Below are 19115 nucleotides of genomic sequence, written 5' to 3' on the forward strand. Positions count from 1 at the left end.
AGTCATGAGCGAGACAAAGATTGCGCTGATCAGCGGAGCGAACAAAGGCATCGGGTTGGAGACGGCTCGGCAACTTGGCAAGCTCGGGTATACGGTGCTGCTGGGGTCGCGCGATGCGCTGAAGGGCGAGGTTGCCGCGCGAGTGTTGCGCGACGAGAAGATCGACGCGCGTGTGGTGAAGCTCGACGTAACGAAGCAGGGCGACATCGATGCGGCTGCAGCGATGGTCGAGGCAGAGTTCGGCAAGCTCGATGTGCTCGTGAACAACGCGGGCGTGATGATCGAGAAGGGCTGGACGAAGAACACGACCAGCGAGACGACGCTGGAAAATCTGCGCGCTACGTTTGAGGCGAACTTGTTCGCGGTCTTTGCGCTGACGAAATCTTTGCTGCCTGCTCTGAAGAAGAGCGAGGCGGGCAGAATCGTGAATGTGTCGAGCATCCTGGGATCGGTGAGCTTGCAGGCGACGAAGGGTTCGCCGACGTATTCGACCAAGCTGTTTGCGTATAACGCCTCGAAGGCTGCGCTGAATGTGCTGACGATCTCGCTAGCGCATGAACTGCGAAGCACGAAGATCAAGGTGAACTCGGCACATCCGGGCTGGGTGAAGACGGACCTTGGCGGCGATGCGGCGCCGATGAATGTGGTGGATGGAGCGAAGACCGAGGTGGAACTTGCGACGCTCGGTGAGGATGGACCGACGGGCGGATTCTTCCATAACGGCAAGGAGATCGCCTGGTAGGCATCAAGTGAGAAGACAAGAGTGAAAAGACCAGAGTGAATTCTTCCTTTGTTTCTTCACTCTTGTCTTGTCACTACTGTCTATCTTTTTCCCATGCTTTTGCGTACTTCCAGCTGGTGTAGGCAGCGTGGTAGAGATGCAGCAGGAAGCCCTCGCGGCCATCTGAGAAGCCGAAGCGGAAGAGGTAGTTCTTCACGAACGTCAGCGCGGGGATGAGCGCTGTAGTGGTGATGAATGTGAGCAGCGATCGGCTGGTGCGACCTTTAGCGACGAGGACATCAGCGCCAAGGGAGCTGTAGCGGTCCATGTGCTCGATGTAGTCGGAGAGCGTGGGATAGGCATGGTGGATCAGATCGCCGTGGAGCGTTGCAGTGCTGCCGGTGAAGTGAATCACCTCATGCACAGGGCGGACGGTGAAGCTTGGTGTGGCTTCGGCGCTGCGACGGAAGAGGCGCAGCTTGGCGTCGGGATAAAAACCGCCACGCTTGATCCAGCGGCCAAGGAAGAGGTTACGACGCTTGAGGTAGAAGCCTTCGGCTGCGGGCTGCTTGGTGAGGAGAGACTGGATTTCCTGCTGCAGTTCAGACGTAAGTTCTTCGTCGGCATCGAGCGAGAGCAGCCAATCGCCGGTGCATTGGGCGAGGGCGAAGTTCTTCTGCTCGGCGAAGCCAGGCCAGGCTCGCTCGATGACAGTGGTGTTAAAGCTGCGGGCGATCTCAACGGTGCGGTCGGTGGAGTGGGAGTCGACCACGACGATTTGGTCAGCCCAGGTGACGCTGGCCAGCGTGCGTGCGAGGTTGGCCTCTTCGTTGTGGGTAACGATCGCGACCGAGAGTGTGGGCATGGTGAGGATTATGGCTCAGAAAAGAATGCAGATCCTTCGCTTCGCTCAGGATGACAATGTTTCGCAGGATGACAGTGTTTCTGAGGATGACAATGCTTCAAAGTTTGGCTAAGGCTAGGTGAGCGAGATCGAGTCGTCGCCGATCTGCTCGCGGAGCAGGCGCTCGGTGAGGGTGCGAAGGTCTTCGCCGGACTTTGGCAGCGTGAAGGCATTCTTTGCCTCGTCCCACTCGAGCTTGTAGCTGGTGGAGAGCGCAGAGATCCAGACCTGTCGGACGGGCGTGTTTGGCGTGAAGACGAACTTTGCTGAGCCGTCTTCAAAGAGAACATTGAGTACGCCATTCTTCTCTTCGGTCTCGAAGATGGGCTCATCACCAAGCTCTTCGGCGCGGATGAGGGACTGCTTCAAGGCTTCGAGAGCTTTGTCGGATACGTTGCGGAAGGTAGCTTCATCGATCATGTCTCTACCAGTGTAAGCGGAGTGGACGAGATTAGTGGCTGGCGGCGAGTGCGGCTGGCGGGCAGGGGCCGGAGTTCGCGGTGGGTTCGTAGCGCTGCGTCGTTTCGGAGAAGGCGTAGGGCTGGCAGGCGAAGGTGCGCAGGTGCGACTGCTGATAGGTCGCCGAGTTTGCGAGGGGATCGAGAGCTTCGCGGGGTGCGAGATGGCCGGTGGCCGTGACGAGCAGCGAGTGCTGCGTTGGATCGGCGGGATCGGGCTGCAGCCAGCGACGGGTGAGATCGCAGCCGGGACGCTTGGCGATGTTGCAGGCGCGGGCGCTGGAGACGAAGCTGATGAGGGTCGTGAGTTTGTTGTTCAGCACGCGAAGGTGCGCTTCGTTTTCGGTGAAGTCGCCGTTCGGGTTGTTCTGCGTGGCTCGATAGACGGCTCGGTAACGCTCGTGCTGCATCAGTGAGCGAGCAAGATGCAGGAAGGTCGCGGGCGTGGTGTTTGGGTCGCTGAAGGGCGTTGCGTAGACGACTGTAGCGATGCGGTGCCAGCTGTCGCCTTCGGGCACGAGGATGGCGCTGACCATGTGCTGGTCGAGCTCGATGGTGACGATGGCGTCGAGATCGTCGGTGAGGCCGAGGGCGATGAGGTCGAGCTGGATCGAATGCGGATAAGGGACGTGTCCGCGTGAGAGATACTGGCCGGGCGTGCCGAGAGCGGAGAGCGCTGCGATGCGGGTCCGGTCGTCATCGGCCTGCAGCTGGCGGGTCAGGGATTGCGGCGCCGGGACACCGTAGTCGACGATGGCGATTTGCAGAGCGCCGAGGCCGGAGCTTACCGGGACGATGGCCTGCGTGTTGTTGCCTGGCTTTTGGGGTGGTGGGGTTGGCGGCGAGGAAAGACCGTTGTGGCGCTGCCCGTTTGCAGCTGGGGTAAACACAGCTGCAAACAGCGCGAGCGCGGACGCGAGCAGGCAAGGCACGAATGTCGATCTCGTTGGCAGCGAGTGAGGCAGGCGGCACATGAGGGCTGCAGTCCTTGCGGCGTCGAGTGGCTAGAAGGGGATGTCGTCGTCGGTGATCTGCTGATCGCCGTAGTCGGGCGTGGAGGCGTAGCTGGCACTGCTGCTCGTCGCCGGAGCGGACGAGGAGCGTGAGCCGCTGTAGGAGCCGGAGCCACTGCTGCTACCGCCGCCTTCACCACGACCGCCGAGCAGGGTGAGCTCGTTGACGAGGATCTCGGTGCGGTACTTCTTCTCGCCGGAGGTCTTATCGTCCCAGGAGCGGGTCTGGAGCTTGCCTTCGATGAAGACCTGCGAGCCCTTCTTGACGTAGTCGCGGATGATCTCAGCGGTGCGTTGGAAGGCTACGAGGTTGTGCCATTCGGTCTTGTCGACCCAGTTTCCTGTGGAGTCCTTGGCGCGCTCGGCGGTAGCGAGCGAGAAAGTGGCAACGGTCATGCCGTTAGGGGTGGTGCGGATTTCAGGGTCCTTGCCGAGGTTGCCGAGGAGCAGAACTTTGTTAACGCCTTTTGCCATGAGTATGTCTCCGTATCGTTGTCGAGGATAGCAGAAGGGTGGGGGAGGATTCTGGGGGGAAAGGGCTCTGGACCGGGTGCTAGGGGAGAGGTTGATGCATGGGGAATCGGTATTTGAGGCGGAGGAAGGGTTTTTCGATCAGCTGGAAAGAGAGCCAGGCGGTGGCCAAGGTGAGGGATAGCGCGAGCAGGAAGCGGACGGCGAAGTAGAGCAGGCCGTGGCCGGTCGGTATCAGCGTCAGAGTGAGTCTATGGATGGTTGGTTGCAAAACGAGCTGAGAGAGGTAGACGCCATAGCCGATGCGTCCGACGAAGCGCAGAACGGAAGTGGAGAGCAGGATCCGAGGGGAGCCTGGGCGGAGGGCGATGAGGATCAGCGCGGCGGAGGCGAGGGAGATGCCAGGAAGTCCGATGACGAACTGGGCGGGCGAGCCGGAGTTGAAGGTATGGGCGAGGAGGCTGGCAATAAGGTACAGGCTTCCGCCGAGGAACAGGGCTGGGAGGGCCCACTTGTTGAGTTCGGCGTGGGTTTTCGTACCTCGGGAGCGCGAACGGAGGGCTAGCGCGGCACCTAAGAGAAGAGCGCCGCATTGAGTGAAGAGGAAATAGTCAAAATGATGGCGGAATGGGAAGACCCAGGGATTTCCGTAGACGGCGAGCAGGAAGACGAGGGTGAAAGCGAAGAGGGTGAGGGTGAGCTGGAGAAGTCCGCGGCGAGGGCTGTGGCTGCGCTGCGCGGCGAAGAGCAGAACGAGGGGCCAGATGAGGTAGAACTGCTCTTCGACGGCGAGCGACCAGAGGTGATAGAGCGGGAAAGGGGAAGGGTTATCGAGCGCGCGGACCCAGATGACGGGCAGGTTTTGGAGAAAGAAAGCGAAGAGGGTGAGGCGTTGGAGCTGGTGCAGAGAGGCGCCGTGCAGGACGGCGCCGATAAGCGCTAGCAGGAGAACGAAGTAGTAGAGAGGGAGGGTGCGGAGGGCGCGTCGTGCGTAAAAGTTGCGGAGGAGATGGGGCTCGGAGAGGGAGTCGAAGAGGGAGCCGGTTATGAGGAAGCCGGAGAGGGCGAAGAAGAGGACGACGCCGATCCAGCCGGCTTGGACGAGTACGCCCAAAGCGTGCACGAAGGGGTTCGGTGAGGAAAGGCCACCGCCGAAGTGGAAGCAGAAGACGAGAAGCACGGCAAGTCCACGCAGGCCGTCGAGAGCGGGGTCGCGCGACGGTGAGGGAGCCCTGGTCGTGGAGGCGTGCATGGGCGAAGCGTAGAAGGGAAATCGGGTGGAGTCAATGACGCGGGGCAAAGGGTATAGGGGATACGAACCAAAGCCCGATTCTGCGCGAGACAATATGAGACCCGACGCTGAAGCGTTGGAGTGTCTGAGCGTGGCGGTCGTCATTGCACCGGCGCCTGAGTGTCAGGTGGCGGTCGAGTGAGCTCTTAGTTTGTGGTTGGGGCTGGGGTAAAGCTGGGTTGAGGGGGTGGTGGCGGGTTCTTCTTCGCGTCGTCCTTTGCCTTCTTGTCCGCCTTTGCTTTGGCCTTGGCCTCACGGGCGAGGCGCTTGTCTTCTTCCTTGTCGAAGGAGGTCTCGTTGGGCTTAACGACCTTGGCCGGAGCCGCCGTTTCGGCGGGCAGGTCGGCGGGGGCTTCGGAGATCATGTGGAGGGTGACGGTAGCGTGGAAGCGGCGGTAGTTGGTGTAGGTGATGTCGCGGTGGATGCGGATCGCTTTATTCATCAGCTCGGCGAAGCGAACCGTCGTGTCCCAGGTCTGGTGGCTGGCGAGGGGGACGCCGTTGATGAGGGTGTAGTGGGTGTCGAGGACGCTGCCTTTGGAGAAGCCGGAGTCGTCGGCGAGGAACTCGATGCGGATGTCGAGGACGACCTGGGAGCTGTTCTCGATGTCGATTCTGATGTGGCGGGCATTCACGGGGGCGGTGCTGCCGGGCTTGGGGACGGCGTCGAGGATGACGCAGTCGTGGCCGTCGACGTCCTCATGGCCGAGGATGGAGAGGTCGAAGTTGGCGGCGAGCTTGTCGAGGTCGGTGCGGGAGCTGGTGCGGAGGGCGTGGCGCTCGAGGTTGGCGCGGGTGGCGAGGTCGAGCGAGGTGCGCTTCTTGACGGCTTCGTCATAAAGGGCGGTCTCGTGCTTGAGGTCTTTGCCGGCGAGGGGCTTGCCGTCGACCGAGGTCTTCCGCATGTAGGGAAGGTTGTGGATGAAGATGTTTTCGAAGACGGTGGTGTGATCGACCTGGAGCTGGCCGTCGATGTAGTTCTGGATGTGCTCGGTCTCGGTATAGGTGTACTTCTCGGTGAAGAGATTGGTGGCCTGGATGCCGCGGGCGGCGACGTCAGCGAGCTGGGCGGGGGTCATGGCGGAGGCCGTGACGGGGGCCTGTCCGGCGTTTTGGTCAGCAACCGCAGGAGCGGTCTGGGCGCGTAGCGGCGAGGCCGCCAGAGTCGCTGCGAGAAGGGGCAGCGCAAAAAAAGAAGTGAGAGAACCAGTAAAACAGGGGCGCATGAGGTTGAGGTATATCGGGAAAGCGCGATTGTGGCAAGGGGACGAATGTACTGAGGGTGGCTACAAATGTAATGGATTGAGAGGGATTGGGGCGAAGAGGGCGGAAGTGAGTGACTTATTATCTGGTTTACTTGACATAAAGTCACTCACATGTGATTCTAGTTAAGGATTTTCGAGAGTCGTCAGCCATACCGAGGGGCGAATCTCCAATCAAAGGTGTAGATAGACGCCCCGGCGAGGCCGGGAGAGGTGAGGACAAGATGGGCAAGATTATTGGTATCGATCTCGGAACGACGAACAGCTGCGTCGCGGTGATGGAAGGCGGCGAGCCGAAGGTAATTCCGAACGAAGAGGGTGGTCGCACAACGCCGTCGATCGTTGCGTTCACTAAGGGTGGCGAGCGTCTGGTGGGTCAGGTGGCAAAGCGCCAGGCGATCACGAACCCGGAGAACACGATCTACTCGGTAAAGCGCTTCATGGGACGTCGTCAGAACGAAGTAAACGACGAGATGAAGATGGTGCCGTACAAGGTTGTGGCGCATGGCGACAACGTTGCGATCGTGGCACAGGGCAAGGAGTACACCGCGCCTGAGGTGTCGGCGATGATCCTGCAGAAGCTGAAGAAGGCTGCTGAGGACTATCTGGGTCAGAACGTAACCGAGGCCGTCATCACGGTTCCGGCGTACTTCAACGACGCGCAGCGTCAGGCGACGAAGGATGCGGGCAAGATCGCGGGTCTCGATGTGAAGCGCATCGTGAACGAGCCGACGGCTGCTGCTCTGGCGTACGGCCTGGACAAGAAGAAGGACGAGACGATCGCTGTGTATGATTTCGGCGGCGGTACGTTCGATGTGTCGATCCTCGAGGTTGGCGATGGCGTGATCGAGGTGAAGTCGACCAATGGCGATACGCACCTGGGTGGCGACAATCTTGACCAGCGCATCGTGGACTGGCTCATCAGCGAGTTCAAGAACGAGAGCGGTCTGGACCTGACGGCGAAGGGCAATGAGATGGCCCTGCAGCGCCTGAAGGATGCTGCCGAGCGCGCGAAGATCGAGCTGTCGACGGCGCAGGAGACGGAGATCAACCTGCCGTTTATCACGGCCGATGCAAGCGGACCGAAGCACCTCGTGCGGACGCTGAGCCGTGCCAAGCTGGAGTCGCTGGTCGACGATCTGCTGCAGAAGTCGGTTGGACCCTGCAAGCAGGCGCTGAAGGATGCAGGCATCGATATGAGCAAGATCGATGAGGTTGTGCTGGTCGGTGGACAGACGCGCATGCCGGCGATTCAGAAGCTGGTGAAGGAACTGTTCGGCAAGGAACCGCATAAGGGTGTGAACCCGGATGAGGTTGTGGCGATCGGTGCCGCGGTGCAGGCTGGTGTTCTGGCCGGCGATGTGAAGGACCTGCTACTGCTCGACGTAACGCCGCTGACGCTCTCGATCGAGACGCAGGGTGGTGTGGCGACCGCGATGATTCCTCGCAACACGACAATTCCGACGAAGAAGTCGGAGACATTCTCGACGGCGGCTGATAACCAGACCGAAGTTGAGGTTCACGTGATGCAGGGCGAGCGCCCGATGGCGACGCAAAACCGCACACTGGGCAAGTTCAAGCTGGGCGGCATCATGCCGGCTCCGCGTGGCGTGCCTCAGATTGAGGTGACGTTCGACATCGATGCCAACGGCATTTTGAACGTTTCGGCGAAGGACAATGCGACGGGCAAGGACGCGAAGATCCAGATCACGAGCTCTTCTGGTTTGAGCAAAGAAGAGGTTGAGCGCATGGCGAAGGACGCCGAGGCGCACGCGGCCGAGGACAAGGAAGCCAAGGAGAAGATCGAGGCGAAGAACCAGCTCGATTCCATGGTCTACAACGTCGAGAAGATGCTGAAGGACGGCGGCGAGAAGATCGAAGGCTCGGATAAGGGCGATGTTGAATCGGCCCTGGCTGAGGCGAAGACCACGCTGAGCGGCGATGCGGACACGGCTGCTTTGAACGCAGCGCGGGAGAAGCTGACCGAGGCAAGCCACAAGCTGGCCGAGGCGCTATACAAGGCGAACGCTGCCGGTGGCGCTCCTGAAGGTGGCGAAGCTGCCGCTGCGGGAACTGCTGACGAGCACAAGAAGGACGAAGGCGTGATCGACGCGGAGTATGTCGATAACGAGAAGTAATGACCAGAACGGTACAGGCGGATCAAAAAAGAGTTAATCCGTAAGAACCGCCGATTCGTAGGGTGCGTACAGAGAAGGAGGGGCCGCGGCTCCTCCTTCTTGCACAAGAAGCAGTTGTCTATTCGGGTCAGCGTCTGAAAAGGATGACATGCCGGAATGCAGACACCGCATCAAGTGAGATGAATGTGGGTTGAAGAAAGTGAACCGAAATAGGGCAGATCAAGCGTCCTATAGAAGAAGCAAAAAAGGGGGTAACGGCCATGAAGAACGATAGAAACGACTACGAGGTGGAGGTCGCGGACCGCGCTAAGCAGGACCGGGATGAGGCTTGGCCGGGACAGGTGCAATGGGACCTGGGAGCGGCGCACGGGTACATCGGCGAGTTGGTGTGGCGCTGTGACGCGCTGAGGGCGGGGAAGTTGTACACGCGCAACCTGTTCGGCAGCCAGGAAGAGGCGCGCCAATTCGTGGCTCGGATGCAGGAGAAAGAGCCGGACCAGATGTTCCAGGTGGAGAGCGTGCAGGCCAGCACCATGTGGAACTAAGGCAGGGATTGAGGAAGAGCGACTAGCTATTAGTAATTTGATTGGGCCGGGGATGGAGTTTCGTCTCCGGCCTTTCTGCGAGGGTTTGAGGAGATTTGGATGCCTGAAGGAAATGAGATACATCGCTGGGCGGAGCGGCATGAGGCTGCTTTTGCAGGGAAGCCGGTGATGGTGGATGGACCGCAGGGGCGGTTTACAGATGGGGAGATGCTGAGCGGCCGCAAGCTGGTGCGGGTACGGGCGCAGGGAAAGCATCTTGGGTATGACTTTGGAAAAGACCTGATTCTGCATGTGCACCTTGGGCTGCAGGGAGATTTTACGGAGGGCTCCGGGCCGTTGCCACCGGTGAAGGGAGCGTTGCGGCTGCGTCTGTGGAGCGCGGCGAAGGTGAAGCTGCCCGCCGTACCGGGTGAGAGTAAGCGGCACGCGTGGTACTCGTCCGATGATGGAACGGGGCATCTTGATCCGGCTCAGGTGGCGTGGGTGGAGTTGCGGGGGCCGACGGACTGTTCAGTATGGAGCGAGGAGCAGTGGGAGACGCTGGTGGCGCGGCTGGGTGTCGACCCGCTGAATGGCGATGGGCCGGAGAAGGCGTTTGCGAAGGTGGCGAAGAGCAAGAAGTCGATTGGACTGCTGCTGATGGATCAGGACGTGTTTGCGGGAGTTGGCAATATCTATCGAGCGGAGTTGTTGTTTCGAGCGCGACAGAGTCCGTTTACTGCGGGCAGGGATGTGGCTCCGGCGGTGATGCAGAAGATGTGGAAGGACATGGGACCGCTGATGCGCGCGGGTATGGTCGATCGGCGAATTGTGACGACGCTTGCGAAGGACAGGCAGCACAAGACGGGAAAGGCGCAGGTGGGCGAGGAGCATTACGTCTATCGGCGAAATGGGCAGCCGTGTCTTGTGTGTGAAACGAAGGTGATGAAGCAGGAAGGATTTGGCGGAAGGAATTTGTTCTGGTGCCCGATGTGTCAGGCGGAGGGTGTATAACGCTTAGCGTATAACGCGAGACGTGATAGGATTGTGGCGTGATAGGTAGTTTCAAGAACGAAGAGACTCGCCGTATCTTCCAGCGTGAACCCAGCAGGCGCTTTGGTCTGCTGGCCCGGGTGATCTATCGAAAATTATTGGAGATCGATGCTGCTATCACCGTCGACAAGCTACGATCTCCACCGGGAAATCGACTGGAAGCGTTGCGGGCAGATCGGGCAGGGCAACACAGCATTCGGGTCAACGACCAATTCCGCATCTGTTTTGAATGGAGAGATGGACATGCCTACGACATTGAAGTCACGGACTACCACTAAACGGGTGTCTTCCAAAAGCGCTTTGAAGCGGATGCCGCCTGTGCATCCCGGTGAGATGTTGCGCGAGGAGTTTCTCGTCCCGCTGGGTTTGAGTGCGAACGCGTTGGCTCTGGCAATTTCTGTTCCTGCTACGAGGATTGGCGAGATTGTGAATGAACGTCGAGGGATCACGGGGGATACCGCGATTCGTTTAGGCGAGTATTTTCGGACAGGGCCGGAGTTCTGGATCAACTTACAAGGCCGGTATGAACTGGAACTGGCCAGGGATGCTCACGACGCTGCAGGCATCGGAAAGATAGAGCCGGCTCCTGTTGATGAAAGTGGAATGCTGCTGGCACGCAGCGCTTAGAAGGGTTCAAGATGGCATCGACACAAACGAAGGACTATTACGGCACGCTGGGCGTGAAGAAGACGGCGACGGCGGATGAGATTCGCAAGGCGTTTCGCAAGCTGGCGCGGAAGTATCACCCGGATGTGAATCCGGGGGACAAGAAGGCTGAGGAGAAGTTTAAAGAAATCTCCGAGGCGAACGATGTGTTGAGCGATGAAAAGAAGCGGAAGATCTTTGACCAGGTCGGCTTCTATTCGGACAACATCGACGCGGCAACGGCGGAGGCCTATGCGCGTGGCGGTGGTGCTCCCGGAGCTGGTGGCTTCGGAGGCGGAGCGGGGCCGAGAGGTCAGCGCGGTGGGCCCGTGGATTTTGAGGGCTTTGATTTTTCGGGCTTTCAAGGTGGCGGCGCGCGCGGGGCTCGCGGCGACGAAGGCTTTGGATCGAGCTTCAAGGATGTGTTCACCGGGATGTTCAACGGAGGCGGTGGCAGACAGGCCCGTGGACCGCAGCCGGGAACAGACGTTGAGTACAAGGTGGAGATCGACTTCTGGACGGCGATCCGGGGCGGCGTGACGCGGCTGGAGATTCAGCGGCAGGAACAGTGCCCGACGTGCAAAGGACGTGCCGTTACGGGTGGGGCAATGACGTGTCCGGAGTGCGAGGGTTCAGGCCAGGTTACGCAGATGGGCGGACGCATGAAGTTCAACATCCAGTGCCCACGCTGCGGTGGCAGCGGACAGGTGCAGAATGCCTGCCGCACCTGCGATGGTGCGGGCGTGGTTTCGAAGCGTGAGCCGCTGGAGTTTCGTGTGAAGGCAGGAACGCGCGACGGGCAACGGATTCGGCTGGCGGGCAAGGGCAATGCCGGGACCGAGGGAGCGCCTGCGGGCGATCTGTACCTGATCATCGCGGTGACGGGGAACAAGCTTTTCCGGCGTGTAGGAGACGACATTCATGTGACGGTGCCGGTGACGGTGATGGAGGCTGCGCTGGGAGCGAAGATTGATGTGCCGACCATTGACGGTGTGGGCACGCAGGTTGGGCAATCGCAGCTGAAGATTCCGCCGGGAACGCAGACGGGGCAGAAGCTGCGGATGCGCGAGAAGGGCGTGACCAGCGCGACGCGCGAGGGCGTGCGCGGCGACCAGATCGTCGAGGTGAAGATCGTGGTGCCGAAGGTGCAGGATGAGCGGTCGAAGGAGATTCTGCGTGAGCTGCAGAAGCTGAATCCGGAGGACCCGCGGGCGGAGCTGCTGGAAGGGGTCTAGCTTTATGGCGGTGCTTTGGGCAAGATAAGTTCATTGCTGACGGCGTTGGCGAACTGCAGGGTTTCGGGGCAGAGGCCACCGAAGCGAGCGGCGAGCCAGGCCTGCGGGGTGATGGTGATCTCGGCGCGGTTGGATTCGACGGCGCGGAAGACCTTATTGGCGGCGTGTTCGACGCTGGTGGCGAAGATGTGGCTCTTGGCAGCGAAATTGAACCAGCGTTTCTCTCCTTCAACATTGCCTATGAACTTGGCGTGGGCCTCGCCGCCGGTGCGCATGAGACCGGGGCAGACGGTGGTGACGAGCACCTTCTTGCCGTGGAGCTCGGCGTGGAGACCTTCGGAGAAGCCGACGAGCGCGAACTTGGCGGTGGTGTAAGGAAGCATGTGGGGGACGGCGATCTTGCCGCCGATGCTGGCGATGTTGACGATGGCGGCGCGGCGCGGGCCTGCGATGGGGGCCTGCTGAAGCAGGCGCGGAAGCGCCGCCCAGGTGGCGTGGAAGGCTGCGAGGAAGTTGATCTGCAACGCGCGCTCGAAGGCTTCGGTGGGTTGGATTTCGGCGGGCCCGACCTCCATGATGCCGGCGTTGTTGACGAGGACGTCGATGCGGCCGAAGCGGGCGAAGGCTTCGGCGATGAGGCGCTGGCATTCGGCTGGCTTGGCGAGATCGGCTTCGACGAGGTGGATGTCTTCGGGCTTGAGGTGAGCGTAGTGGGTGAGAAGCTTTGCTTTCGCCTGCTCAAGTTCGTCAAGGTGACGTGCGGCGAGGACGAGGCGGGCGGAGAGTCTCTGGGCGAAGCGGGAGGCGATGGCGAAGCCGAGGCCGCGTGAGCCTCCGGTGACGACGATGACAGCCCCTGCGGGCAGGCGCACGGAGCTGAGCGCGCGGGTAATGCCGATCGAGAGGAGAAGCAGGGCGAAGATGACGGCGGCGAGTGTGATCCAGTAGAGCGGGGTGTGCATGAGAGAGTCCTGTCGACTTCGAGATTACATGGGTGGCCTGCAAGTTCTTTGATGCGATAGGGTGGACGCGGTATTCTTGTGGCAGGTATCCAAGTAACCAATGGCAACGAAGCGTAAAAGCAAGGGCGCGTACATGATCTCTGCGGTGGCGGAGATGTACCAGATTCATCCGCAGACACTGCGTTTGTATGAGCGCGAGGGGTTGTTGCGGCCGTCGCGGTCGGACGGCAATACGCGGCTGTATACGGATGAGGACCTGGAGCGGCTGGAGTTTATTTTGAACCTGGCGCGGGACCTTGGCGTGAATATGGCGGGGATCGCGATTGTGCTGCAGATGCGCGAGCGCATGGAGGAGATGAACCGGCAGATGCAGGGGTTCGTAGACTACGTGCGAGTGGAGATGCTGGCGCGAATGCAGGAGCAGGCACCGATGGCGGGGCTGGTGCCGGTGCGGCGGACGATTCGTCCGGTGGTGAAGGTGGTGGCGAAGCCGGTGAAAGAAACGAAGGTGGGGAAGAGCAAGGGGTAGGGAAGGCATATCTTTGGGCTAAAGCCCAATTTCTCTTTCGAGGCTATGAGACCCGAGCCTCAAAGCTCGGGGTCCCCGAGTTGTGGCTGATATCCGAAATTGTGGCTTATATCGGGGATCGAGGGTATCTCCATCAAGATGCAGATTCCTTCGCTTCACTACGGAATGACAAAGGGTTGAAGTCGTGCGGAACGACGAAGGTTAAGGCGTTGGGCGGAGCGGTCGCGTAGACTTATCTAGTTTGGCTGCGGGCGGCGTCAGGTCGTTGTTGCGGCTGGGCATATTCCGAGTTGGCGCGGTGCGATGAAGGTCTTGCTTCACATTTTGTTCTGGGTGGCGGCGTTGGGGTCAGTGACCTCGACCATTTATTGCTTTATGGTGCTGGCTGCGGCGACGCGGTTCGGGCTGATCAAGCGGCGCGAGCAAAATGAAGCAATCGATTACCTGCCGCCGATCAGCGTGTTGAAGCCGCTGCATGGGACTGAAGATGGCATGGAGCGGAATCTCGAGACGTTCTTTGAGCAGGACTATCCGGAGTTCGAACTGCTGTTCTGCGCGCGTCACGCGACCGATGAGGGGTTGCTGCTGGCGGAGCGGGTGGGGCAGCGGTATCCGCAGGTGCCTGCGAAATATGTGACGTGCGGCGAGCCGATGCCGAAGTTTCACAATGCGAAGGTGTACTCGTTGGCGAAGCTGGACTCGATTGCGAGGTATGACACGTACATCACCGCGGATGCGGATGTGCGTGTGGAGAAGAACTACCTGCAGCGCATGGTGCAGACGCTGAAGGACCCGAAGATTGCGATAGCGAGCTGCGTGTACCTGGGCACGGCGCACCAGGGCGCGGGGTTTTCGTCGAAGCTGGATGCGGTGGGCAAGAGCGTGGAGATGAGCAGCGGCGTGCTGGTGGCGACGATGCTGGAAGGCACGAAGTTTGCACTGGGCGCGACGATGGCGCTGCCAAAGAAGAGCTTTCAGGATGTGGGTGGGTTCGACGAGCTGGGGCAGTTCTATGCTGATGACTTCGTGATCGGCAACCGGCTCGCGGGACAAGGCAAGGGAGTACGGATGGCGACGCATATCATCCGGCTGATGGTGCAGGACTCGCCGTTCTGGCTGAGCTTCCGCAACCAGTTGCGGTGGATGCAGAGCACGCGGCGGTCGCGGCCGTGGGGACACTTTGGGTCGGGGCTTACGTTTGCGATGCCGTTCGGCGTGCTTGGACTGCTGTGGGGCTTGCTGAGCGGACATGCGCTGCTGGGGCTGGCGTGGCTGGTGGCGATGGCGGTGAATCGCTGGCTGCAGGCCGGGGCGATCCTGAATGTGCTGGGCGATCCGGACTGGGTGTACTACACGGCGATCTATCCGCTGCGGGACCTGCTGGGCGGGATTCTGTGGGTAGGGAGCTATGGTGGTGAAAACTTCTACTACCGGGGCAAGGTGTACAAGCTGAAAGAGGGCGGTCGGGTCGAGGCGCCCGAGTAGGATAGGGATTGCGAAATGACAGAGCCCGCCCGAAACGGGCGGGCTTCTTTCGTTTGGTACAAGCTATGTGATCTACCGGACGGACGGTTGCTCAAGTCAGGCATTGACTTGAGCTATGCCTATGCCACAGTTCATTTCGCGGAAGGGAGATCACGGCGAATCGGTATGTACGATTTGCCGAGTGGCCATCTTCGCTTCGACCGAGCAGCCTCTTGCCGAAGCCGAGCAAATACACCGGTGTCATCCGCTGGACATTATGGTTCTTTTGCAGGAGCCGTAATGGATTCTTTTATCGGTTGGTGAGGATGGTCTTGCCTCCGGAGTCCGCGAAGATGTGGACTCCGCCGAACGGGGTGAGGTCGGGGATGCGCTTGTCGGGGTGATAAGTGAGCAGGAAGATGCGGTGGGAGCCTTGCCAGAGCTGGTGAAGCTGCGAGTCATCGGTGAAGATGTGGGGTGAGTTCGGCCAGAAGCTGCCGAACCAGGGACCGTTCTCGTGGCCGTTGACGAGCAGCGTGTTGGGGGCGGGAGTGCGGCTGTAGAAGAGCAGGGTGGAGCCTGCGGTAAGCTCTCCATCGATGAGGACAAGGTCGCCGGGCTGGCGCACGGCGTCGATCTGCAGAGCGAGATCTTTTGAACCGAGGATGGGATAGAAGCGGACCAGGCCTTCGTGCGCGGCGAGCAGGACGGCGGACATCGCGGCGGTGATGAGCAGGTTCGCGAGAAAGGTATGTCCTTTGCGGCGGACAAGGTAAGCGATGGGGCCAAGCGTCAGCATGCCGAGGGCGACGGTGAGGAGTGGACCGCGGAAGAGTCCCATGGCGCGACCAGTGATGTCGAAGACGTGGCCGAGCGAGAGGTTGTAGAAGTAGGGATTACTGCTGAGTAGCGAGCTGAGGGTTTCGCCGGGGTGAGGTGTGGGGGCGGTGACAGCGAAGTAACCGCAGACGAGGAAGAGCAGCGTGCCGAGCGGAACGAGGAAGTAGAACGAACCGCGCAGCGCCTGCAAACGTGCGTTAACGCGAGGCCGGAGGGTGGGTCCGCTGGAGGTGCTGGCGCCGGGGGCGGCATCGGCGGCGGCAAGGAGTCCTCCGACGAGAAGCGCGAGGGCGGGCAGCGCGGGCAGGTGGTAGTACTCCTGTCGTGAGCTGAGGGTGAAGAAGCCGAGGATGATACCAGCCCAGAGCAGGAGGGCGAGCGCGGCCTCGTAGCGGCGAGCGGTGGCCTGCATGAGGCTGATGGTGTCAAGGCCGGAGAAGATGTCGGAGTCGAAGCGGCGTGAGTTGCTGCGGTTGCTGCGGAGCTCGCGCACGGCGTCGATGAGGGCTCCGACGAGGAAGGCGACCCAGGGGAAGAGCCAGAGCAGGAGCAGGAGCCAGAAGAGAGGGATGGGAACCTGGCCGTAGTCGTGGGGGACGCGCTTGCCGAGGAAGCGGGCGATGTGCTCGTTGTAGAGGTAGAACCAGGCCCAGCCAGCGTGGGCGGGCAAGCCTGCGGCTTGGGCTTCGGCGGGCATGGCGATGGCGGGGTTTCGTAGCGCGGCGAGGATGTGCCAGGGAGCGGCGATGAGCAGGAAGAAGACGGTGGCTGCGGGGATCTGGAGTTTGGCGAGCAGGCGAAGGCTGCTGGTGATGGCGAGATAGAGGAAGACGAAGAGTAGCGGAAAGACGACGCCGATGAGTCCTTTAGTGAGGACGTCGAGAGCGAGGACGGCGGCGAAGCCGTGCATGGGCAGAAGCGCGGAGCGGCCTTCGCGGATATGATCGAGCGCGATGAGGAAGAGATGGATGGAAAGCGTCATCCACAGCGCGATGAGGATGTCGGGGATGTAGAACCGGGTGTAGAGGTAGGGGCCGAGGGCGGTGGCCATGGCGAGGGCGGCGTAGAGACCTCCGCGATCGGGGGCTGACGCGGGCGAGACAGCACGGAAGAGGCGGATACCGAGCGCGTAGGTGGCGAAGAGGAGAGCGAGCACGCCGAGGGCGAGTGGGAGCCGAGCAGCCCAGTCGTGCGGGCCGAAGAGACGCATGGAGCCGGCGGCCATCCAGTACATGAGGGGCGGCTTGTCGAAGAAACGGATGCCGTCGATGGTGGGGGTGACGAAGTCGTGCCGCTGCAGCATCTCGCGGGCGATCTGGATGTAGACGGAGTCGACGTCGTCGAGCAGGCCGGGCGTGAAGAGGCAACCGATCTGGAGGACGAGCCAGGGCAGGGTGATGAGGGCAAGCGAAGAGAGGCGCCAGGACTTTGCGGGCGCGTGGTGCGTGATGCTGTGGGTTGCGTTCACTGAAGGTCTTTCATGGAAGAGGTTGGATCGAGGGGGCGGTCGGTGAAGAGGGCTTTGCCGGAGGCTTCGGTGATCAGGATTTTGCGTGAGCCGAGGAGGTGGTCAACCTGATCGCGGAGCTCGAGGGGGACGAAGAGGATTTTACGGGGGCCGGTGCCCCATGCGGCGAGGAGTTGCTGATGGGTGAGGAAGAGGGATGGGGCGTCTGGGAAGGTGCTGCCGAAGAGCATGGAGGTGGTGCGGCCGTCGACCAGAGAGACATGACGATGGAGGTAGAAGGGGATGGAGGAGCCGTAGGCCTGATCTCCGAAGAGAAGGATTTGCGAACCGGGCGCGATGCGGTGCGTGGCTTCGAGGGATTCGATGGTCTGCGCGAAGCTGGCGGAGGAGAGCATCGGGGCGAAGCGGAGCAGGGCGAGGTGCGCGGCGACGAAGAAGACGGCGCTGGTGGCGGCGATGGTCAGCATCGCGGCGAGTTCTTTGCGCCGAGTGTGTAGCAGCCAGGCGAGGCTGGGACCGACGAGGAAGGCCAGGGCGGCGAGGATGGCGGGAAGGCGCAGGGCGGCGAAGGAGGTGTCGGTGAGGTCGAAAAAATGGGACATCGATAGGGTGTAGTCGCCGACGCCGCGATGGGCGAGGGCGGAACCGATGTCGGGGTTGTAGGGGAGGGCGCGGGAGGACCAGAGGCCAACGGTGAGGGCGGTGGTGATAAGGAGCCCGAGGACGGTGTAGGCGGCGAAGGCGAAGGTGGTGGCGCTGGTCGAGGTTTGAGGGGATTCAGCCCATGTCCCAGCGGCGGGACATGGGGCACCCAGATTGGTAGTTCGAGGTGAGAGCGCGGCAGCCAGGAGCATCAGGAGCGGGAGATAGACGGGGAAGGTGTAGTATTCCTGATTGGTCGAGAGCGAGAAGAAACAGAGGACCAGCGCGGAGAAGATGCCGAGCAGCAAGATGGTGCGGGATGCGCGGGCGGGGGCGAGGAGTTCCGTGCGGCGACGCCATGCTGTGAAGATGGCGGCGGGAGCGAAGAGGCTCCAGGGGAAGAGCCAGACGAGGTGCAACGACCAGTACAGCGCGAAGGGGAGCTTGTTGTAGTCGCGGGGCAGACGCTGGCCGAGGAAGCGCAGTAGGTGCTCGTTGACGAAGTAGAACCAGAAGAAGCCGTGGCCGGGAGCGAAGCCGAAGCCGCCGAGGCTGCCGGTGTTGCGAAGGCCGGCGAGGATGTGCCACGGGGCGGCGATGGCGAGGAAGAGCAGCGTGCCGGTGAAGGGTCTCAGCTCGCGCCAGCGGGAGAGCTGCTTCGTGATTGCGAGATAGAGTGCGACGGTGGCGAGAAAAAAGACGGGGGCGATGAGGCCCTTGGTGAGGGTGGCGAGGGCGAGGGTGGCCCACATGGCAAGAGCGGTGGCAGTTTGCGATGCAGATCTCTCCACTGCGTCCGCAAATTGCGCGGACTTCGGTCGAGATGACAATTTTGTTGTCTGGGTGTCGTCGAGGATTCGTTGGAAAAGATAGAGCGCGAAGGCAAGCAGCAGGGAGAGCAGGGCGTCGGGGATGAAGACGCGTGTGAAGAGGAAGGTGCCTGCGGAGGTGAGGAGGAAGATGGCGGTGAGGAGCGCGGCTGTTTCGTTGAAGGCGCGGCGGGACCAGGCGTAGCCGAGCAGCGCGAGTCCGAGGATGGTGAGCGCGAGCGGCAGATGGATGGCGAAGGCCGGGTGTGCGCTGAAGAGACGAAGGCTGACAGCCGCGATCCAATAGGGGAGTGGCGGTTTTTCAAGGTAACGGATGCCGTCGACGTGCAGGGTGACCCAGTCGCCGGTAGAGAGCATGGCCTGTGCGGCCTGTGCGTGGGTGGCGTCGGCATCGTCAAGCAGCGTTGGGCCTGCGAGGGCGGAGGTGAAGATCGCCAGCCACAGCGTGAGGAGGATGCAGAGGTGGGGGGCGCGCCAGCGTCCGGCTAGCACGGCAGAAGGGGAGGCGGAGATCGCAGGGTTGCGGTCTGTTTGCTGTCCGATGTCTGTGGCTGTCGTGGTTCCCATAGCTGCTTTGAGATTCGGCGATGTACTGCAGAATGCTCTGTAGTAAGGATATCGGACGGTTGTGGATTGCAGGCCGGTGCGAGGTGCTTTCTCAGCAT

General features: G+C 61.2%; 18 protein-coding genes. 9 read left to right on the forward strand and 9 right to left on the reverse strand.

Features of this window, described 5'->3' with window-relative positions; genetic code table 11:
- Positions 1-4: 4 nt before the first annotated feature.
- Entirely contained in the window at positions 5-742 is a 738-nt protein-coding gene (locus tag OHL14_RS09760) for an SDR family oxidoreductase (protein ID WP_263379156.1), read from the forward strand.
- Between the two features lie 73 nt (positions 743-815).
- On the opposite strand, the gene OHL14_RS09765 is transcribed toward OHL14_RS09760, so the two are convergent.
- The 6 genes from OHL14_RS09765 to OHL14_RS09790 form a co-directional block, all read right to left on the reverse strand.
- Positions 816-1586, reverse strand: coding sequence for a glycosyltransferase family 2 protein (locus OHL14_RS09765; protein WP_263379157.1), 771 nt, complete (start codon positions 1584-1586; stop codon positions 816-818).
- A gap of 114 nt (positions 1587-1700) precedes the next feature.
- Complete coding sequence (cyaY, locus tag OHL14_RS09770; RefSeq protein WP_263379158.1) at positions 1701-2045, reverse strand: iron donor protein CyaY; 345 nt, start codon at positions 2043-2045, stop codon at positions 1701-1703.
- Between the two features lie 31 nt (positions 2046-2076).
- Positions 2077-3057, reverse strand: a complete 981-nt coding sequence (locus OHL14_RS09775) for a hypothetical protein (protein ID WP_263379159.1) — start codon at positions 3055-3057, stop codon at positions 2077-2079.
- Positions 3058-3087: 30 nt separating this feature from the next.
- A complete protein-coding gene (locus tag OHL14_RS09780; protein WP_263379160.1) occupies positions 3088-3570 on the reverse strand; it encodes a single-stranded DNA-binding protein in 483 nt (160 codons plus the stop codon).
- A 79-nt stretch (positions 3571-3649) separates the two neighbouring features.
- Complete coding sequence (locus tag OHL14_RS09785; protein ID WP_263379161.1) at positions 3650-4819, reverse strand: acyltransferase family protein; 1170 nt, start codon at positions 4817-4819, stop codon at positions 3650-3652.
- Positions 4820-5004: 185 nt separating this feature from the next.
- Complete coding sequence (locus OHL14_RS09790; RefSeq protein ID WP_263379162.1) at positions 5005-6084, reverse strand: LolA-like protein; 1080 nt, start codon at positions 6082-6084, stop codon at positions 5005-5007.
- Positions 6085-6344: 260 nt separating this feature from the next.
- Between OHL14_RS09790 and dnaK the strand changes: the two genes are divergently transcribed.
- The 6 genes from dnaK to OHL14_RS09820 all read left to right on the forward strand — a co-directional run bounded on the left by dnaK (position 6345) and on the right by OHL14_RS09820 (position 11715).
- Entirely contained in the window at positions 6345-8258 is a 1914-nt protein-coding gene (gene dnaK, locus OHL14_RS09795) for a molecular chaperone DnaK (protein WP_263379163.1), read from the forward strand.
- A 260-nt stretch (positions 8259-8518) separates the two neighbouring features.
- Entirely contained in the window at positions 8519-8803 is a 285-nt protein-coding gene (locus OHL14_RS09800; protein WP_263379164.1) for a hypothetical protein, read from the forward strand.
- 99 nt (positions 8804-8902) lie between these two features.
- Complete coding sequence (locus OHL14_RS09805; protein ID WP_263379165.1) at positions 8903-9796, forward strand: Fpg/Nei family DNA glycosylase; 894 nt, start codon at positions 8903-8905, stop codon at positions 9794-9796.
- Positions 9797-9834: 38 nt separating this feature from the next.
- Positions 9835-10113: a type II toxin-antitoxin system RelE/ParE family toxin gene (locus OHL14_RS09810; protein WP_263379166.1), complete on the forward strand. Its 279-nt coding sequence runs from the start codon at positions 9835-9837 to the stop codon at positions 10111-10113.
- Between the two features lie 31 nt (positions 10114-10144).
- Positions 10145-10462 (forward strand): HigA family addiction module antitoxin, encoded by a 318-nt coding sequence (locus tag OHL14_RS09815; RefSeq protein WP_263379564.1) that lies wholly within the window; start codon positions 10145-10147, stop codon positions 10460-10462.
- Between the two features lie 11 nt (positions 10463-10473).
- On the forward strand, positions 10474-11715 hold the full coding sequence (locus OHL14_RS09820; protein WP_263379167.1) for a J domain-containing protein: 1242 nt from the start codon (positions 10474-10476) through the stop codon (positions 11713-11715).
- Positions 11716-11717: 2 nt separating this feature from the next.
- On the opposite strand, the gene OHL14_RS09825 is transcribed toward OHL14_RS09820, so the two are convergent.
- Positions 11718-12677: an SDR family NAD(P)-dependent oxidoreductase gene (locus tag OHL14_RS09825; RefSeq protein ID WP_263379168.1), complete on the reverse strand. Its 960-nt coding sequence runs from the start codon at positions 12675-12677 to the stop codon at positions 11718-11720.
- A gap of 100 nt (positions 12678-12777) precedes the next feature.
- Between OHL14_RS09825 and OHL14_RS09830 the strand changes: the two genes are divergently transcribed.
- Positions 12778-13206, forward strand: coding sequence for a MerR family transcriptional regulator (locus tag OHL14_RS09830; RefSeq protein ID WP_263379169.1), 429 nt, complete (start codon positions 12778-12780; stop codon positions 13204-13206).
- Between the two features lie 303 nt (positions 13207-13509).
- Positions 13510-14691 carry a glycosyltransferase gene (locus OHL14_RS09835; protein ID WP_263379170.1) on the forward strand — a complete coding sequence of 394 codons (1182 nt, stop codon included), beginning with the start codon at positions 13510-13512 and terminating at the stop codon, positions 14689-14691.
- Between the two features lie 289 nt (positions 14692-14980).
- On the opposite strand, the gene OHL14_RS09840 is transcribed toward OHL14_RS09835, so the two are convergent.
- On the reverse strand, positions 14981-16978 hold the full coding sequence (locus tag OHL14_RS09840) for an ArnT family glycosyltransferase (protein WP_263379171.1): 1998 nt from the start codon (positions 16976-16978) through the stop codon (positions 14981-14983).
- Positions 16975-19017 (reverse strand): ArnT family glycosyltransferase, encoded by a 2043-nt coding sequence (locus OHL14_RS09845; protein WP_263379172.1) that lies wholly within the window; start codon positions 19015-19017, stop codon positions 16975-16977. The genes OHL14_RS09840 and OHL14_RS09845 overlap by 4 nt, the downstream gene beginning before the upstream one ends.
- Positions 19018-19115: the final 98 nt, after the last annotated feature.

This window comes from Granulicella paludicola (assembly GCF_025685545.1).
Classification (GTDB): domain Bacteria; phylum Acidobacteriota; class Terriglobia; order Terriglobales; family Acidobacteriaceae; genus Granulicella; species Granulicella paludicola.

Coding starts and splice junctions, on each gene's coding strand:
- OHL14_RS09815 (WP_263379564.1), top strand. CDS start 10,145: ATGCCGCCTGTGCATCCCGGTGAGATGTTGCGCGAGGAGTTTCTCGTC.
- OHL14_RS09785 (WP_263379161.1), bottom strand. CDS start 4,819: ATGCACGCCTCCACGACCAGGGCTCCCTCACCGTCGCGCGACCCCGCT.
- OHL14_RS09820 (WP_263379167.1), top strand. CDS start 10,474: ATGGCATCGACACAAACGAAGGACTATTACGGCACGCTGGGCGTGAAG.
- OHL14_RS09800 (WP_263379164.1), top strand. CDS start 8,519: ATGAAGAACGATAGAAACGACTACGAGGTGGAGGTCGCGGACCGCGCT.
- OHL14_RS09790 (WP_263379162.1), bottom strand. CDS start 6,084: ATGCGCCCCTGTTTTACTGGTTCTCTCACTTCTTTTTTTGCGCTGCCC.
- OHL14_RS09845 (WP_263379172.1), bottom strand. CDS start 19,017: ATGGGAACCACGACAGCCACAGACATCGGACAGCAAACAGACCGCAAC.
- cyaY (WP_263379158.1), bottom strand. CDS start 2,045: ATGATCGATGAAGCTACCTTCCGCAACGTATCCGACAAAGCTCTCGAA.
- OHL14_RS09775 (WP_263379159.1), bottom strand. CDS start 3,057: ATGTGCCGCCTGCCTCACTCGCTGCCAACGAGATCGACATTCGTGCCT.
- OHL14_RS09780 (WP_263379160.1), bottom strand. CDS start 3,570: ATGGCAAAAGGCGTTAACAAAGTTCTGCTCCTCGGCAACCTCGGCAAG.
- dnaK (WP_263379163.1), top strand. CDS start 6,345: ATGGGCAAGATTATTGGTATCGATCTCGGAACGACGAACAGCTGCGTC.
- OHL14_RS09765 (WP_263379157.1), bottom strand. CDS start 1,586: ATGCCCACACTCTCGGTCGCGATCGTTACCCACAACGAAGAGGCCAAC.
- OHL14_RS09830 (WP_263379169.1), top strand. CDS start 12,778: ATGGCAACGAAGCGTAAAAGCAAGGGCGCGTACATGATCTCTGCGGTG.
- OHL14_RS09835 (WP_263379170.1), top strand. CDS start 13,510: ATGAAGGTCTTGCTTCACATTTTGTTCTGGGTGGCGGCGTTGGGGTCA.
- OHL14_RS09805 (WP_263379165.1), top strand. CDS start 8,903: ATGCCTGAAGGAAATGAGATACATCGCTGGGCGGAGCGGCATGAGGCT.
- OHL14_RS09825 (WP_263379168.1), bottom strand. CDS start 12,677: ATGCACACCCCGCTCTACTGGATCACACTCGCCGCCGTCATCTTCGCC.
- OHL14_RS09760 (WP_263379156.1), top strand. CDS start 5: ATGAGCGAGACAAAGATTGCGCTGATCAGCGGAGCGAACAAAGGCATC.